Raw genomic sequence first — 15,822 nt, forward strand, 5'->3', positions numbered from 1 at the left:
TATAATTCATGATTTATTGAAAGCTTAAGTAGTGCTCTATTAGTGGCATTATTTTGTTGCGGTAGCTGGCTGGAATGCTTCGTTTAGTTTTTTCTCCACTTTTTCATAGACGATGTCATATTGCTGTTTAGGTATATCAATCTCTGTTTTGCCGTGTTTCCAAAAAGCTAAAATAATGTTGGGTTGATGATCTGATTTAAGGGTAATGCTGGACTGAAAGAAGGGGCGCAGTGGTAGTGCAACTGCAGAGATTCATGTTGCGAGTGGTTTCTTGAGCCAACGGGTGAGTTTTACTTTATGTTGGCGGACATTCACCACGTGTGGTGGCTGTATGAAGGAGGGGCTTCTGGAATTGATCATAGCAGGTACTTTCTTTATTAAGGTTGGGTATTAAGAGGAGCCATAATTTCCTCCAGTCCATTGCAAGGTGCTTAACGTTAGTTTGGTTGAATTGATGACTCGTACTAAAACGAGGAGACTGGTTGGAAGTGTCATAAGGTGAAACAGAATTACCATTGTAGTAGGCTTTGTTGAACAGAGAATCTCTCAACTTAAAGCAATATAGCTTCAGGAAAGTTGGGGCGGTTAACTTTGTATCTATGGGTATGGTTCAAAATTGGGGTTCTTTATCAACAAATAGAGTATTGCTTGATATCCACAAACAGTTAACAATGTATACTTAGAAGTATCCGTTATACATCCTCCATATAAAGATAGAATTTCATGATTGACAACAATGTTTTGAATCTGGATGCCATTGCTGAAGCCAAGGTAAAATTGACAGAAGAACTGCGCAGGCTTGAGGAACAGGAAGTGCATTTACTCCAGCAGCAAGCAGCTGAAATGTTTAGCCGTGTGATTGCTCTTTTGAATGATTTTGGTAAGCACTTCAATGGCAAGCAAAAAGCAGAAATTGCTGCTTTAATCATGGTAAATGATGAAAGGCCTAAGACTAGGAAGGCTTTGTCTGCTGACGCGCGTCGTGTGGTTGTGCCTAAATATTGCTTACCCCACAGTGGTGAAACTTGGACTGGTCGCGGGCGTCTCCCGAGTTCATTTGCTGCATGGGAAGGTACCGCTGCTTACAAGGAATGGAAATCCAATCATCCGAATGAGAGGTTTCCTGCATTTCAGGGTTGAAACAGGCTTTATATAATAAGCTTTGCAAAGAAGATATATCTAGGTACTGATGCAACCTGTAAGCGCTGGATAGTTTTTTCATTTTTTATGATTGCCGTCGTTTTATGGTTTGAGTTGGTGTCCTTAAAGGGTTTTTAAATTTTTTCTAAAGAATGACTTATATGAGGTGTCATCAATCCAGACTGGAAATGGTAACTATTTTCTATATCGTTCTGTAAACGCTACAGGTATTCTTATCTTCGCTTGTGGCAATCTCGTGCTGTAGACGTGATTGGTGGTCATCTTTGCAGCACTATTTAGATCGGAGGATTCTGCTTAGGCGTGAAATGGGTTTTGATAGGTGATCAGGTTATTGATCATGCTATGAATTCTACTGCTCAGGCTATCATCAATGTGTTCGATAGTTTCTTGAGATTTCATATATTTCTCTTCATTATTTTTTGTGAATGTTTGAATCTATGTTGCCTCTTTTTTCTCGTTGGGCTTCTTTTCTGGTATGGCGCGAAATGTATATACCGACGCTCACAATCAGCTTTTTATGAACATTATTACAAGATGATGTTATAGGGAGTGTGGCATATCATCTTTTTGCAAATATAGATTGTCTATGGTCGTTTCAATATAATATTTTTATCTTGAGAAACGTTTTTCTTATAAGAATTTTTCATTTTTTATGAATGAATATTAAATAAATTTATAATATTGAATTTATAGCAAGGGTAAACGATGTGGTTATACGGGGAATTTAATGAGCGTGAGTGTATGTTCTATTATTTTATACTCTTCCTTACATTGAGTGTTTTGATGTTTCTGGCCATGAAATGAATTGATTTGGCTCTTGTTGCAATAAGGAAGCATCGTAATGAGTGGTGTGCGCGCTGTTGGAGGGTGTAGTTGACAATTGCTTTATCTAACGCTTTGGGTCAATAAAGTCCTGTCAGGTGTTTTTGTTTCAGTGTCGATATCCATTTTATTGCTTGTGTTTGCATGCTCTAGAATCATTGCCGTTGTTTTAGCTGGCATGACCTCAATGCTGTGCGACTTGTATTCGACCTTAGGGTCATTACCTGTTTTAAGGTGCAAGCAGAATCAAGTTTATGAGGTTTCTATGCCTTGACTATTCCCGGTGCATTCCATGTGCAACGGGCGTAAGCGAAAAGGCCAGCTTGGTAGTTCAGCTAATTGCCTAATTGATTTGTTTGACTTTCTTGATGCACGTTTCTGTGCGTTTGGAGTTTTTATTGTTGAAAGTCAGGATTACTTATCTTAACCATACGCATAGTCGCATAGTCGTTTAACGTATCAGTTTCAATGCGTTTGGATGCGTTCATTGCTTAGATCTACTAGATGGCCACGCACCATGTCGACGTTGTGTGTGGATGGGTAGAGCTGCAGGTAGCGCTTCAAGTCGTTCAGTGCACCGCTGCGATGTCCAAGTTGCAGATATGCTAAGCCGCGGTCGCGGAGTGCTTCAGGTTGGTTCGGCACCAGTTTGAGGATGCGATCAGCGCAGCGTGCTGCGCGATCCCAGCGGTCAGTGTTAGCGTACACACTGTGTAGGTTGCGTAGGATACGAACGAGGATTGTGCGGTGTGGTGCGGGATTGAGGATTTGAGCTAATGCGCGATCATCTGGCGCTTCACCACCTAGATGTGGGCGGGCGCGCTCCCGTAACTCTTCTGCGTCTAATGGTCGGCCGCCGTTGAATGGATCCATGACGAGTATGCCGTCGTCGACAGGCAGCCGGACCAAGAAATGCCCAGGGAATGATACACCGTCTAGAGGAATACCAAGGCGTCGTGCTACCTCTATTTGTATGACTGCCAGGGAGATTGGATTGCCAAGACGGCGCTCAAATACCTGATTGAGGTAGCTGTTGCGTGGATCGTAATACTCGTCGTGGTTTCCTGAATATCCTAATTTTTGGAACAAGTAACGGTTTACTGCGGCCATCTTCAGTGGCCACAGAGAAATCTCTTCCACTTCTGAGCGGAGGTATTCGACATAGCTTTGTACCAGCGTGTCGTAGAGGTTAGCGTCCAGGTCTGGATATTCGTCACGAGCGATCAGTAACGCTGTCGACATCAATGGCAGCGTTTCATCGTCGACAGTGGCGAGGTTGTTCCAGAGGGGTAGTAGCAGTTGTTCGACCATGAAACACAGGGTGGTGCCAAGTGTCTCTTTATTCAAGCCCAACGTTTTCTGAAAGGGGCCTGCCGATCTATGGCCAATGGCAAAACCGATTAATCAGAGTTTGGGAATGCCTGGTCCGAATACCAGTTGGGTACCATCTTTCAGATCAAGGCGTGCAGCCTGACCAGCGTTGAGTTCCAGTACGTAGCGTACCGGTGCATTACTTGGGTAGGGTGGGCACGCTTCACCTGCTGGGCACGGCGGCACGTTACGTTGCTGGCTTACCAGTTTTCCTTGTTCATCGAAATACAAGATGTCCAACGCGATCTTGGTATTTTTCATCCAATATGCTTGAGGTTCTTGACGGTCGTGGATGAACAACATGCCGTGATCTGCTGCCATTTTTGTTCGAAACATCAGCCCGAGCGCGCGGCTTTCTTCAGTTTGTGCTAGCTCCACCTGGTAGCGTTGACCACCGAGATTGACCCAGTGTCCATCTGCTCTGGCGTAATTGCTAAGTAGCAATAGGGAGAGAACGGTCAGCGTACGGAATACAGACATAGCAATGCTGTCGATTGAGGATGAACCCTAGAAGGGTAGCGTATTTTCTGTTGCGTCGAGTGAGTATTGGTGCTCAGCCTTCGCTTTGAAGGGGCAAATTGGATCATCTTATCTTGCTTCTTGTTTGAGGTGGGAATCCAGGTTCTTAAGTACATTGGTAGCTTAAAAGAGTTGTTGTGGCGACCTGTTCTAGGGTGTGAGTTGTGAGTAGTGCGATCTCCTTCATGGTCCTTTTTTCAAAAATAGATTGAGTCCCTTTAGGGGGCGTTGATAGGCAGGCTCTACAACGTTTTCTGGCGTGTTCTTAGTTACGATAGGCGTGTTATGTATTGGCAGATTGTCGTGACTGTTATCTGTATCTCAAGATTTAAGGTCAGGGTTTTTGGGGTGTTATGGCTGCTGAGAGTTTGTTTGTTTTGACACATTGCGATGAACCCAAATTTTCATCTGTTACTAGACTGCTAACGTACGTTGTTAGTGATTGGTTTTTTATTGTTATCCCTGTTCGGATCTGGTTGGAGCATCTCTTTCATGCCGTCATTCCGCTTCTTTTTCTCGGCGTCGCTGTTTAGTCTTATTTTATGTAGTGTCGTTTTCGGCGTTGATGCCACTGCTGTTACTACCAGTACGGATCATTCTCTACCGTTGAGCCTCGGTAAAATTCAAGTTGAGGGGACTCATGACGGCGCCACGTTAGTGGATAGCAAGCTTGGTTCTGTCGATGTCCTGAGCGATGACCTGCTGCAAGGCCAGCATGTCGATTACACCTGGGAAGTATTCATGCGCGCACAGGGTGTGCAGGTGACGCAGTTTAAAATGGGTACTGAGTCTGGTCGTATCTCCTTCAGGGGATTCAATGGCGAAGGCCGTATTAACGCGATTAAATTGCTCATTGATGGTATCCCCAGTAACGACAATGCGGGGGGGATGCCTTACCTTGATGCGATCTCCCCTTTGGGGATGAGCGCGATTGAGATTGTGCGTGGTACGAATGATCCGCGCTATGGCCTCAACGCGATCGCAGGCCATGTCGACGTGATTACCCGCAGTGGTGGCAACGATGGTTTGCTCAGTGTGACTACCGGTGACTTCGGCACTCGCAAGATTCAGTGGGTCAAAGGCATTGAGCGTGCCGCGTGGAGTCAGAACTACGTTGTAAGTTGGCTTGATTCGGATGGATACCGGGATCATGCGCGTGCAATCAAACGTGCTGTCTCTGGCAAATGGGGATATGCCGATCCTAGAGATGCGTGGCGTGCTGGTTTGAGTGTGCGCTACTTTCATAATGATGCTCAGGAGCCCGGATACCTGACTTATGATGCTGCTGTCGCCGATCCGCGTAGTTCGCCAGCGTATTCTGGACAGGACCACAGCCAACGCCAAACCGTACAGACTGCTTTGCACTTGGATGGGAGGATGAGTGAAGCATTCCATTGGACTGCTAAGTCTTATATCAACCGCTATACCAATGATCGTGTGGTGAAGTTCACTGCTGCCAGCGCACGTCAGGAGCGCTACACCGATGAAACCCATCGTGGCGTGTTGACCAATGCGATCTGGCGACCTTCGGTAGATTGGGCGTATGAATTTTCCATTGAAGGCGGTGTTGATGCGCAATGGCAGAGCAACGTGTCACGTCGCTATCGCATGTTGGATGGTCAGCGCGGCACTGTGCTGCGTGACTGGGATTTCGATCTGGATACGTACGGCGCTTATTTACAATCAATGATCCGCGTCAACGATTCCCTGAAGTTGGTTTCAGCCTACCGTGTCGATCGTATTGATGGTCGGTTTATTGACATCGCTAGTGGGCTGCGCTATCCGGTGTACCGATACGGCACGATCCAACAGCCGAAGTTCAGTGTGTCTTATGACGTGAGTCAGGATGTGACTGTCTATGCCAACTGGGGGCGTACTTTCCAGATTGGTAGTGGTAATGGTGCCTATCGCACTCAAGCTGATGATCTGGCGCCGTCGATGAATGATGGTTGGGAAACTGGATTGACTTTCAAGCCGTGGTCTTGGGCTAATGCGCGCTTGGTGTACTGGCAGCAGCGTGCTTCCGGTGAGGTGGCCACTCTCTTAGGTACGAATGGCGCTATTGCCATTAACGAGGTTGGTAATCTTGGCAAGACGTTACGCAACGGCTGGGATGCGCAGCTTAACTTGCAGCCGGACGAGCAGTGGCGTGTATGGCTGGGCTATTCCCGTCAGGAAGCTGAGATTGCTATTCCAGATCCGAGTGTGCCTGCCACGCGTGGTAAACAGATCGAAAATGTGCCGCGTTGGCTTACCAATGTTGGAGCGGAGTGGCAGGTGCTACCCAAGCTCAAGCTCAGTGCTTGGGGGAATGGTCAGGGAAACTATTATGTTGAGCGCACTAACACACTGGGACGTTATGGCCGTTATTTTCTTAGCAATCTTAGTGCCACTTGGTTGCTTTCGAACAAGAGTGAATTGACATTGCAACTGAATAATGTGACCAATCGTTTCTACGTCTATGCCTGGTATGACAGCGGTCTTTCCGGCTATTCACCTGGTGACGGCCGTGCACTTTATCTGACCTGGAATCTGACCTTTTGATAGCCGTCGTTGCTGAGGGCGACGCTGAAGATCGACATTTTTTATGCAAGTTTAAGTGTGTTGATAGCACCTGTTCTGGAATGTGGCCCATGGAGTGATTGCAGGTGAGCGACTGCTGTTGCTGATGCGCATTCAGTCTTGAGAAGATGTAATAAGGCTGAAGGCCTATGTCCGTATATCCTCCAGAGTGTTGTAGCGGTATGTACACCTGTTTGGTGTCATGCGGAATTCGCCAATGCCAAGTTGTGCGATTTCTCGGAAGCCACTCAGCAGGGGCTGCCTTCAATCCTGGCGTCAGTCGGCACTACCAGTGCCGCCTAAGATAATGTGATGGCAGAGAGTATCAACAGGTTGTACAAAACTGAGGTTATCCACCGCCGGAGCTGGAAAAATTGGACGAAAGTGGAGTTGGCTACGCTGTAGCGGGTTGAATGGTACAACAACATAAGTCTGATTGGGCGATTTGGTTACAGCCGAAGCCGAAATGAAATATTACGCTTCCGCTTCGCAATTAGTATCTGAGGAAGCAGCATAGTATTACCAAAAATACTCTCTAATAACCCTGTGGTTATTCAGTGTGCTGATTATTCATTCACTACCCTACGCAATGGCTGAAGCAAGCTAATAGTATGATATTGAAGGGAAAAGGGCAGAATGAAGTGCATTACCCTGCTATGACCATAAATTAGTGTTTCACTTTATCGAGCACGACCGGGTAGTTACCGCTGAAATCGATCCACGGATTGGTGCCCAGCAGTTTCGCATGCGGCAGTGGCACGTTCGCCTTATAGCGCATGGTGAACTCCTGCGGACCGTGGACGAAGGCAACAATCAGACCCTGTTTTGCATCCATGATGCCGGCGTGCATGCCGAGACCGTGATAGCTCACGCGCACAGCCTTGTCATTGAGTCCAACTTTTTCTACCTGGAAGCGTGCAATGGAGCCGTCTTTCAGGGTGAAGCCCCAGCGGAACGGACCGCCGCTGACCACCGTCATCACTTCATCCACGTCAGTGCCATCTTCAGCAGAGTTGACATGCATGCGGCCATATTTTTCCAGTACGCCCTTGTGGGTTTCTTTATCCAGAGACAGCATGTCATACACTTTCGGATACGGCCCAAAACCTGTTTCCTCTGTCAGCACGCCGCCGCCTTTTACTGCCGGCGTACGTCCTGCAAGTTTGATTTGCTCCAGCAGCTGCTCCTGAGTCAGGTTAAACTCTTTGATCAGAAAAGCGTGCTCTTCTTTGGTAAGTGCTCGGCTTTCCGATGCCCTGAGGATCGGTTTCGCGGCTTCAGGGATTTCAATGGTGGTGACATTGACACCGATCGGATTCAGCACCGCGTTGACGGCCTTGATGCCCTTTACGTCTTTACGGGCGTCGCTGAATTTCAGCGTCACAATATCGTTCGCCATCACGCCCCCAGAGGTCATGGCGGTTATTAGCAGTGCAATTTTAGAAAGTTTCATATGAATTCCTTGTTTGGGTATGGATATATAGTTTTCCGCCACAAAAATAATAGGATTAATATCGCAATTATTTTCAGAATTTAATCACATCCATGCCTATATGCGGTTTTTCCGGCTATTCACCTGGTGACGGCCGTGCACTTTATCTGACCTGAAATCTGACTTTGGGATAGCCGTTGTTGCTGAGGGCGATGCTGAAGATCGACATCTTTATGCAAGTTTAAGTGTGTTGATAGCACCTGTTCTGGAATGTGGGCATGGAGTGATTGCAGGTGAGCGACTGCTGTTGCTCATGCGCATTCAGTCTTGAGAAGACACAATAAGGCTGAAGGCCTATGTCCGTATATCCTCGAGAGTGTTGTAGCGGTATGTACACCTGCCTTAGATGTTCTCGTGAATCCCGCACTCACGTTTGAATCCGAAGAAGCGTGTGTCCTCCTCGCGCATGTCTGGTTCCAAGGGGCGTGTCGTGTGAATGTCACCGATTGAAACGTAGCCCTGTTCCCAAAGCGGGTGATAGGGCAGATCATGGTGTTTCATGTATTCCCAGATATCACGGTCGGTCCAGTCGGCAATTGGACTGATTTTGTACCGCTCGTCACGTCGTTGCACGATTGATGTTTGGGTACGGGTACTGGATTGTCCGCGACGTAGGCCGGTAAACCAGGTGCCGACTTGCAATTCCTCTAATGCCCTGCGCATCGGTTCGACCTTGTGCAGGGTGTTGTATTGATTAATTCCGTCGATCCCTTGTTCCCATAGTCGACCATGACGGGCTTCCGTCCAAGCGCCGCTACGCAGCGGCTGGTATACCTTCAGATTGAGCTTGAGTCGTTCGGTCAGCGTGTCGGCGAAACGGTAGGTTTCTGGGAAAAGATAGCCGGTGTCGACCAGGATCACCGTAATATCCGGTGCAAACCGGGTGAGTAGATGCAGCATGACGGCCGATTGCGCGCCGAAGCTGGAAGACAGTGCAGGGTGGTCAGGACCGTGCTCCAGTGCCCAGCACACGCGATTTTCAGCACTCAGCGTTTCTAGGTGGACGTTGAGCGTTTCCAGATCGTCCAGAGGAGGTAAGGCGGGAAGTACGGTCATGCTTGCAGCGTTGAGGAAATCACGTGTCGGTGGGTGGGATATGGGGGAAGTGCGATGATGCCGGTGCGATGTAGAAAATCGCCAAAGCCTTCGCTCGGAAGGCGTTTCTGTTGATAGCGGCCCAGCAATGGTTCTAGTGCCGCAAGGATTTCAGTTTCGGTGATGTTTTCCCGATACAGCGTGTTGAGGCGCTGGCCGCGTTGATCGCCTCCGAGCATGAGGTTATAGCGTCCAGGGGCTTTACCGACCAACGCAATTTCGGCGAGATAGGGGCGGGAGCAGCCGTTTGGACACCCGGAAATGCGCAGCAGAATGGGTGCTTCAGCAAGTCCATATTTTTCCAGGATGGGCTGTAGCTTCGCGTTGAAGTCCGGCAGATAACGTTCTGCTTCGGCCATCGCTAGACCGCAGGTCGGGAGTGCGACACACGCCATGGCGTGACGTCCGAGGGCTGTGGGCGCACGGTTACCGGTATCCAGACCGTACTGGGTGACCAGTGCGTCGATTGCGGCGCGCTGTCCGGGAGAGATGCCAGCAATCACGACATTCTGATTCGGAGTCATGCGGAATTCGCCGATGCCAAGTTGTGCGATTTCTCGGAAGCCACTCAGCAGCGTGCTGCCTTCGGTATCGGCGATGCGGCCAGCTGGTAGCGATAAGGTCAGATGCCAGTGCCCGTCCTCACCTTCAATCCACCCGTAACGGTCCCCATTGTGTTCGAATACAAACGGTCGTGCTGGTTGCAGTGTGATGCCGGCGCGCTGCTGGATCTCGCCGACGATGCAATCTAGACCGCGGTCATCAATGGTGTATTTGAAGCGGGCGCGCTTGCGTAGCGTTCGATTGCCGAAGTCGCGTTGCGTGGTCACGATGGCCGTGCTGATTGTGATCAGATCGGCGCGGGTGATGAAGCCGATGATGTTGCCGACGCGAGGCCACGTGTCGGGGTCACCATGCGTTGTCCCCATTCCGCCGCCGATAGTGACGTTATAGCCAAGCAAAGTGTTGTCAACGATGACTGCGATAAACCCCAGGTCGTTGGCGAATACATCGACATCGTTGATTGGTGGTGCGGCAAAACCGATTTTGAATTTACGCGGTAGATAGTGCGGGCCGTAGATTGGTTCCTCTTCCTCACCGGCACCAGCGACCTTTTTTTCATCCAGCCAAATTTCGTAGTAAGCGCGTGTGTTGGGTAGCAGATGCTCAGACAGGTGCGCTGCGTCGGTATAAAGGTCTGCATGGGCACGCGAGAGCAATGGATTGGCAGCGACCTGTACGTTGCGATTGACATCCCCGCAGGCCGCAAGTGTATCGATCAATGCCGCGTTGATTGCCTGCATTGTTGTTTTCAATTCGCGTTTGATGACTCCGTGGAACTGGAATGCCTGACGTGTTGTGACGCGCAATGAGTGGTTGGCGTAGCGCGTGGCGATGGCATCCAACTGCAGCCACTGCTGCGGCGTGATGACGCCGCCAGGTGTTCGGGTGCGGATCATGAATTGGTAAGCAGGTTCGAGTTTTTGCCGACGGCGCTCCTCACGTAGATCACGATCATCCTGCTGGTAGCTGCCGTGGTACTTAATCAGCGTTTGGTCGCTTTCGCCGAGCGCCCCGGTGGTTGGATTTGCGAGACTCTCCAACAGAGACCCCCGCAGGCGGTGGCTCTTGCCCTTGATGTCTTCAATGGAGGAGGAACTCATGGGTGCAGGCGATCCCGGATGGAGGAGGATGGACAAGGATGTTTGGGGCGACATGGTCGCCATGTGTCGTTGGGATTGTAGCGACGCATGGCCACGATACGAGTCAGGCTGTTGTTGCGCCTATTAATACACATCACGTGCATAGCGTCCTTCGCGTTGCATTCCAATCAACGTCTCTGCGGCGGCTTCTTTGGTGAGGTTGCCATGTGTGACGAGGATTTGTAGCAGTGTTGTATGGACGTCTTTACTCATGCTGATTGCGCCGCAGACATACAGATATGCGCCATTTTGGAGCCAGGTGTACACCTCTTGCCCCTGTGCTAATAAGCGGTGCTGTACGTAGATTTTTTCAGCGTGGTCACGGGAGAATGCAAGATCCAATGCGTGCAGTTCACCGCGTTGTAAGGCTTGTTGCCATTCGGTCTGATACAGAAAGTCGCAATTGAAGTGTTGTGCGCCGAAGAACAACCAGTTACGCCCGGTTGCGCCACTTTCTGCGCGTTCTTGGACGAAAGCGCGGAATGGTGCTACTCCAGTTCCAGAGCCAATCATGATGATGTCGCGTGTTGCATCCGCCGGTAAACGGAAGCGCTCATTGGGTTGGATGTAGACAGGGAGGGTATCTGCTTCTGTCAAACCAGCCAGAAAGCTGCTTGCTGCACCAATGTGTTCGTGGCCGTGTGCTTGATAGTGCAGTTCATCAATCGTGATGTGGACTTCCTCGCCGACACGCTTGCGGCTGGAAGCAATCGAATACAGCCGTGGTGTGAGGGGGCGTAATGCTGCAACCAGTGCGGTATGGTCCCAATCCGCCGGCCAGCGTCGCAATACGTCGATCAGTTGATGATCGTTGAGTAGCGTCGCTAGTCCGGCAGTCTGGGTTGGGGTGAGTAGCGCGCGCAGTTCCTCAGCACCGGATCGTTCGGCATGCGCAGCCAAGAATGGTCGCGACAATCTGGTCACTTCGCGTCGGGTGGCGAGCCACTCGGACAGCGGCAAGGTTTCCTTATCTTGTGTTACTTCGGTGTGAGCTGAAAGTTTAAGTGTCGTAAGGACAGCATCTACAAGCGTATTGGGATTACGGTGATGTACGCCCAGTGCGTCGCCTGGTTCGTAGTGTAATCCGCTGCCTTCCAGCGACAGCTCTAGGTGGTGGACCCGTTTCGAGGCCTGGCCATGTGTTCGGAACGCTGGACCTTTAAAGTCGCGTCCGCTGACCAGTTGGTTTTTGAACAGTTCAGCTTGGAACGTCTGATTGGATCCACGGAGAGCTGAATTGCCGCGTAACGGTGTGACATTGGTCAGTGGGGCGGTGGCGTTTTTAAGTTGCTCGCGGGCATGGTGCAGCGCTTGTTTCAGCCATGGCGTGGCGACTGTATCGATATCCACATCGGCTTCGCCTAATGGTTGCAGCCGTTGTGCACCGAGTGCTTGCAATCGTGCGTCCAGACGGCGGGCGATGCCGCAGAAGTCAGCGTAACTGGAGTCTCCAAGGCCAAGGACGGCGTATTTCAGTTCGGGTAATTTGGGTGCGCGTCGCTCATTCAGAAATTCCACAAAGCCGATGGAGTCATCTGGTGGATCACCTTCTCCCTGAGTACTGATGACGATGTACAGCAGCCGTTCTGCAGCTAGTTCACGAGGGGTGTAGTCATCGGCTCTAATTAGGCGCCTTGCCAGTCCTGCGGCTTCGGCTTCGGCGGCGAGTTGTTCAGCAATGCGCTGTGCGTTGCCGGTCTGGCTGCCGTAGAGCACGGTGAGGCGTTGTTTGGCTTGGGTCCCTGAATCTTCTTCTTGTACCGCTGTTAATGTGGATGTGAGTTGGCTTTGTGCCAGTCCAGCGACATAGCCGGATAGCCACCATAGGGACGGTGTGTCCAGGCCCTTGACGAGATCCATGAGCAGGGAGCGACGGTCCTCGGGGAGGGGGCTTGCGGTAAGGGAATAGGTGGGGGCAGTCATGCTTGTGATGAGCCGGAGCAAGCGAATAGATGTTAGGGAGGTGCGAAATGGTGCGGAAAGGAAGGAAGGTTATCCCCTTATGCTTCGTGCTTATTTCAGAACATGGTTAATTTCGCTACACACTGCGCATGTTTTCGGTTGGCTACGCTGTCCGCCGATGTGTACATCACTCCAATTCTCTAGAGTTGCTACCTCTGATGGATTCATCCTCTTTCTCTTTTTCTCATCTTGATCGGCTTGAGGCTGAAAGTATCTACATCTTGCGTGAGGTCGTGGCGGAATTCCGTAATCCGGTGTTGCTTTACTCTGTGGGTAAGGATAGTTCAGTACTGTTGCACCTGTTACTTAAGGCGTTTGCGCCGGCACCGCCACCGATTCCGCTACTGCATGTCGATACGCGTTGGAAGTTTCGCGAGATGATTGCCTTTCGTGATCGCCGTGTTGCTGAGACGGGGGTACAGTTGCGTGTCCACATTAATCTTGAGGGTGTGGCGCAGGAGATTAATCCGATCACTCACGGTGCCGCTGTGCATACGGACATTATGAAAACGCAGGGGTTGCGGCAGGCGTTGGAGCAGGGGCAGTTTGATGCGGCGATTGGTGGAGCACGCCGCGATGAAGAAAAGTCGCGTGCCAAGGAGCGTGTATTCTCGTTTCGTAACGCCCATCATCGATGGGATCCCAAAAACCAACGTCCTGAATTGTGGAATGTGTACAACGCGCGTATTCATCCTGGAGAGAGCGTGCGGGTATTTCCACTGTCTAATTGGACTGAATTGGATGTGTGGTTGTACATCTATCGTGAGCAGATTCCGGTGGTGTCGTTATATTTTGCTGCACCGCGCCCAGTGGTTGAGCGCGACGGTATGTTGATTCTGGTTGACGATGAGCGTTTGCCCCTGCATCCGGGCGAAGTGTCGAAGTTGCGTTGGGTGCGCTTCCGTACCTTGGGTTGCTATCCCCTGACTGGGGCGGTTGAGTCTCGTGCTGCGACTTTAGAAGACATCATTGCTGAGATGCTGGTGACTCCCTTTTCGGAGCGTCAGGGGCGGCTGATCGATTATGCCCCTGGTGCCTCAATGGAAAGCAAAAAGATAGAGGGGTATTTCTGATGATTGCTCGGATGGTGAACGTGAAACGCGCGTTTGACTGGTCAGAGGCAAGCACAAGTGTGGATGCGTTGCCGGTTCCTGAGACTGTCACCTATAGCGACAACAAACGGATGCAGTCTGTGATTGCCTACTTGAAGCAGCAGGAGATAAAGCCTCTGCTACGCTTCATCACATGTGGCAGTGTCGATGACGGTAAAAGCACGCTGATTGGGCATCTGCTGTATGACAGTCAGTGCTTGGCTGAAGATCAGTTGGCTGATCTTACGGTGGATAGTCAGCGTTACGGGACTCAGGGCGAGCATATTGATTATGCATTGTTGTTGGATGGTTTGGCCGCAGAACGTGAGCAGGGTATTACGATTGATGTGGCTTACCGTTACTTTGATACTGAGAAACGTAAATTTATCGTTGCCGATTGTCCTGGACATGCGCAATACACGCGGAACATGGCCACCGGTGCCTCCAGTGCGGATGCAGCGGTGGTGCTGGTTGATGCGCGTAAAGGGTTGTTGACCCAAACGCGCAGGCATAGTTATATCGTTGCGTTGTTGGGGATCCGCCATGTGGTGCTAGCGGTGAATAAGATGGACTTGGTTGGCTACGATCAGCAGACATTTGAAGCGATTGCCTCCGATTACCTGGCGCTGGCTGCCAAACTGGGTATCAATCAGGTGCAGTGTATTCCGCTGTCGGCATTGGAAGGCGACAATCTTTGCAAGCGTTCGGCAAGGATGCTGTGGTATGTCGGCCCCAGTTTGCTTGAGTATCTGGAAGCGTTGGAGCCAGCCGATGTCGATCTTGCGGCTGCAATGTGCTTGCCGGTGCAATGGGTTAATCGTCCGGATTCTCAGTTCCGCGGCTTCACGGGGACGTTGGCCGCCGGTCGCGTGCGCTCTGGAGATGGGGTCGTCGTGTTGCCTTCGGGCTGTGTTTCACGTGTGGTACGTGTCTTCAATGGTGATACTGAGGTACACGAGGCTGTTGCCGGCCAGGCGGTGACCTTGACCCTGGCCGATGAGATTGACATCAGTCGCGGCGATGTCATTGCCGCGACTGATGATCCCCCCGAGGTTGCCGATCAAGTCACTGCTTACGTGTTGTGGATGGACGATACTGCGTTGTTGCCTGGCCGACGTTATTGGTTAAAGTTGGGCGCGCGGATGGTCGCTGCCAGCGTGAGTGACATCAAGCACCGGGTTGATGTCAATACACAGGAACAGCGAGTAGCGCAGCGTTTACAGCTGAATGAGCTGGGTTACTGCCAACTGTCGCTAGATGCGCCTGTGGCGTTTGTACCGTATGCGCGCAACCGTGTGCTGGGCAGTTTTATTCTCATTGACCGTCAGTCCAATGCTACCGTTGGTGCCGGGACGTTGGATTCTGGGGTGCATTGTGCCAGCAATGTGCATTGGCAGCCTCTGGATATTGATCATGTTGCTCGTGCCAGGATCAAGGGGCAGACACCCAAGGTACTGTGGTTCACCGGTCTATCCGGTGCTGGTAAATCTGCAATTGCAAACATTGTGGACAAGCGTTTGCATGCCTTGGGTTACCACACGTTTATTTTGGACGGTGATAACGTGCGCCACGGTTTAAACCGTGATTTGAGTTTCACGGTAGAAGATAGGGTTGAGAACATTCGCCGTGTTGCCGAAGTCGCCAGACTGATGGTTGATGCTGGTTTGGTGGTGCTGGTGAGTTTTATTTCTCCGTTCAGGGATGAACGGCAGTTGGCCCGCGAGCGCTTCGCTGCTGATGAGTTTGTAGAAGTGTTTGTTGATGTGCCCTTGGCGGTGGCTGAGGCGCGCGATGTGAAGGGCTTGTATGCGAAAGCCCGTGCGGGCTTGATCACCGATTTTACGGGGATTGATTCCCCTTATGAGCCGCCGCAGCACCCAGAACTGCATCTGCGTGCCGACCAAGGAACGCCTGAACAATTGGCATCTCAGGTGTTGTCGTTGCTAGGGGTGGAAGGGAAGTGATTGGGGCCTGTGTTGCAGCAGGCTGTTTGGTTCACTTGGGTGATGTGACCTTATGTGATCGCGATGTGATCGCGATCCAA

At 50.7% G+C, this 15,822-nt stretch carries 10 protein-coding genes and 1 pseudogene; 5 read left to right on the plus strand and 6 right to left on the minus strand.

All coding sequences use genetic code 11. The annotated features are described in order from the left end of the window. The first annotated feature begins 723 nt into the window (after window positions 1-723). On the plus strand, window positions 724-1,140 hold the full coding sequence (locus tag F7G16_RS07265) for an H-NS histone family protein (RefSeq protein WP_004089025.1): 417 nt from the start codon (window positions 724-726) through the stop codon (window positions 1,138-1,140). 1,308 nt (window positions 1,141-2,448) lie between these two features. On the opposite strand, the gene F7G16_RS07270 is transcribed toward F7G16_RS07265, so the two are convergent. Both F7G16_RS07270 and F7G16_RS07275 read right to left on the minus strand, forming a co-directional pair. After that, window positions 2,449-3,294, minus strand: coding sequence for a SirB1 family protein (locus F7G16_RS07270; protein ID WP_004089024.1), 846 nt, complete (start codon window positions 3,292-3,294; stop codon window positions 2,449-2,451). 93 nt (window positions 3,295-3,387) lie between these two features. Further along, a complete protein-coding gene (locus F7G16_RS07275; protein WP_004089022.1) occupies window positions 3,388-3,834 on the minus strand; it encodes a DUF192 domain-containing protein in 447 nt (148 codons plus the stop codon). A gap of 531 nt (window positions 3,835-4,365) precedes the next feature. Here F7G16_RS07275 and F7G16_RS07280 point away from each other — a divergent pair. Together F7G16_RS07280 and F7G16_RS12210 are read left to right on the plus strand one after the other, a co-directional pair. After that, a complete protein-coding gene (locus tag F7G16_RS07280; RefSeq protein WP_004089020.1) occupies window positions 4,366-6,417 on the plus strand; it encodes a TonB-dependent receptor in 2,052 nt (683 codons plus the stop codon). 321 nt (window positions 6,418-6,738) lie between these two features. Continuing rightward, window positions 6,739-6,952, plus strand: a pseudogene (locus F7G16_RS12210) (IS3 family transposase); the annotation flags it as partial. Between the two features lie 150 nt (window positions 6,953-7,102). Here the strand turns inward: F7G16_RS12210 and F7G16_RS07285 are convergent. The 4 genes from F7G16_RS07285 to F7G16_RS07300 all read right to left on the minus strand — a co-directional run bounded on the left by F7G16_RS07285 (window position 7,103) and on the right by F7G16_RS07300 (window position 12,648). Continuing rightward, the gene (locus F7G16_RS07285; protein WP_004089018.1) at window positions 7,103-7,888 is read right to left on the minus strand and encodes a hypothetical protein; all 786 of its coding nucleotides are present in this window, start codon (window positions 7,886-7,888) and stop codon (window positions 7,103-7,105) included. Between the two features lie 381 nt (window positions 7,889-8,269). Continuing rightward, window positions 8,270-8,983 carry a phosphoadenylyl-sulfate reductase gene (locus tag F7G16_RS07290; protein ID WP_004089016.1) on the minus strand — a complete coding sequence of 238 codons (714 nt, stop codon included), beginning with the start codon at window positions 8,981-8,983 and terminating at the stop codon, window positions 8,270-8,272. Next, on the minus strand, window positions 8,980-10,686 hold the full coding sequence (cysI, locus tag F7G16_RS07295; RefSeq protein WP_004089014.1) for an assimilatory sulfite reductase (NADPH) hemoprotein subunit: 1,707 nt from the start codon (window positions 10,684-10,686) through the stop codon (window positions 8,980-8,982). The genes F7G16_RS07290 and cysI overlap by 4 nt, the downstream gene beginning before the upstream one ends. 123 nt (window positions 10,687-10,809) lie before the next feature. Continuing rightward, window positions 10,810-12,648, minus strand: coding sequence for an assimilatory sulfite reductase (NADPH) flavoprotein subunit (locus F7G16_RS07300; RefSeq protein ID WP_004089012.1), 1,839 nt, complete (start codon window positions 12,646-12,648; stop codon window positions 10,810-10,812). A gap of 197 nt (window positions 12,649-12,845) precedes the next feature. On the opposite strand from F7G16_RS07300, the gene cysD reads away from it, so the two are divergent. Both cysD and cysN read left to right on the plus strand, forming a co-directional pair. Beyond that, window positions 12,846-13,760 (plus strand): sulfate adenylyltransferase subunit CysD, encoded by a 915-nt coding sequence (cysD, locus tag F7G16_RS07305; protein ID WP_011097755.1) that lies wholly within the window; start codon window positions 12,846-12,848, stop codon window positions 13,758-13,760. Further along, window positions 13,760-15,742 carry a sulfate adenylyltransferase subunit CysN gene (cysN, locus tag F7G16_RS07310; RefSeq protein ID WP_004089004.1) on the plus strand — a complete coding sequence of 661 codons (1,983 nt, stop codon included), beginning with the start codon at window positions 13,760-13,762 and terminating at the stop codon, window positions 15,740-15,742. Before cysD ends, cysN begins: the two co-directional genes overlap by 1 nt. The last annotated feature ends 80 nt before the right edge of the window (window positions 15,743-15,822 follow it).

It is taken from the genome of Xylella fastidiosa, assembly GCF_011801475.1.
Classification (GTDB): Bacteria; Pseudomonadota; Gammaproteobacteria; order Xanthomonadales; family Xanthomonadaceae; genus Xylella; species Xylella fastidiosa.

Excerpts from the sequence above, each read along its gene's own strand:
- cysI (WP_004089014.1), bottom strand. The coding sequence starts at position 10,686 with ATGAGTTCCTCCTCCATTGAAGACATCAAGGGCAAGAGCCACCGCCTG.
- F7G16_RS07290 (WP_004089016.1), bottom strand. The coding sequence starts at position 8,983 with ATGACCGTACTTCCCGCCTTACCTCCTCTGGACGATCTGGAAACGCTC.
- cysN (WP_004089004.1), top strand. The coding sequence starts at position 13,760 with ATGATTGCTCGGATGGTGAACGTGAAACGCGCGTTTGACTGGTCAGAG.
- cysD (WP_011097755.1), top strand. The coding sequence starts at position 12,846 with ATGGATTCATCCTCTTTCTCTTTTTCTCATCTTGATCGGCTTGAGGCT.
- F7G16_RS07275 (WP_004089022.1), bottom strand. The coding sequence starts at position 3,834 with ATGTCTGTATTCCGTACGCTGACCGTTCTCTCCCTATTGCTACTTAGC.
- F7G16_RS07280 (WP_004089020.1), top strand. The coding sequence starts at position 4,366 with ATGCCGTCATTCCGCTTCTTTTTCTCGGCGTCGCTGTTTAGTCTTATT.
- F7G16_RS07285 (WP_004089018.1), bottom strand. The coding sequence starts at position 7,888 with ATGAAACTTTCTAAAATTGCACTGCTAATAACCGCCATGACCTCTGGG.
- F7G16_RS07300 (WP_004089012.1), bottom strand. The coding sequence starts at position 12,648 with ATGACTGCCCCCACCTATTCCCTTACCGCAAGCCCCCTCCCCGAGGAC.
- F7G16_RS07265 (WP_004089025.1), top strand. The coding sequence starts at position 724 with ATGATTGACAACAATGTTTTGAATCTGGATGCCATTGCTGAAGCCAAG.
- F7G16_RS07270 (WP_004089024.1), bottom strand. The coding sequence starts at position 3,294 with ATGGTCGAACAACTGCTACTACCCCTCTGGAACAACCTCGCCACTGTC.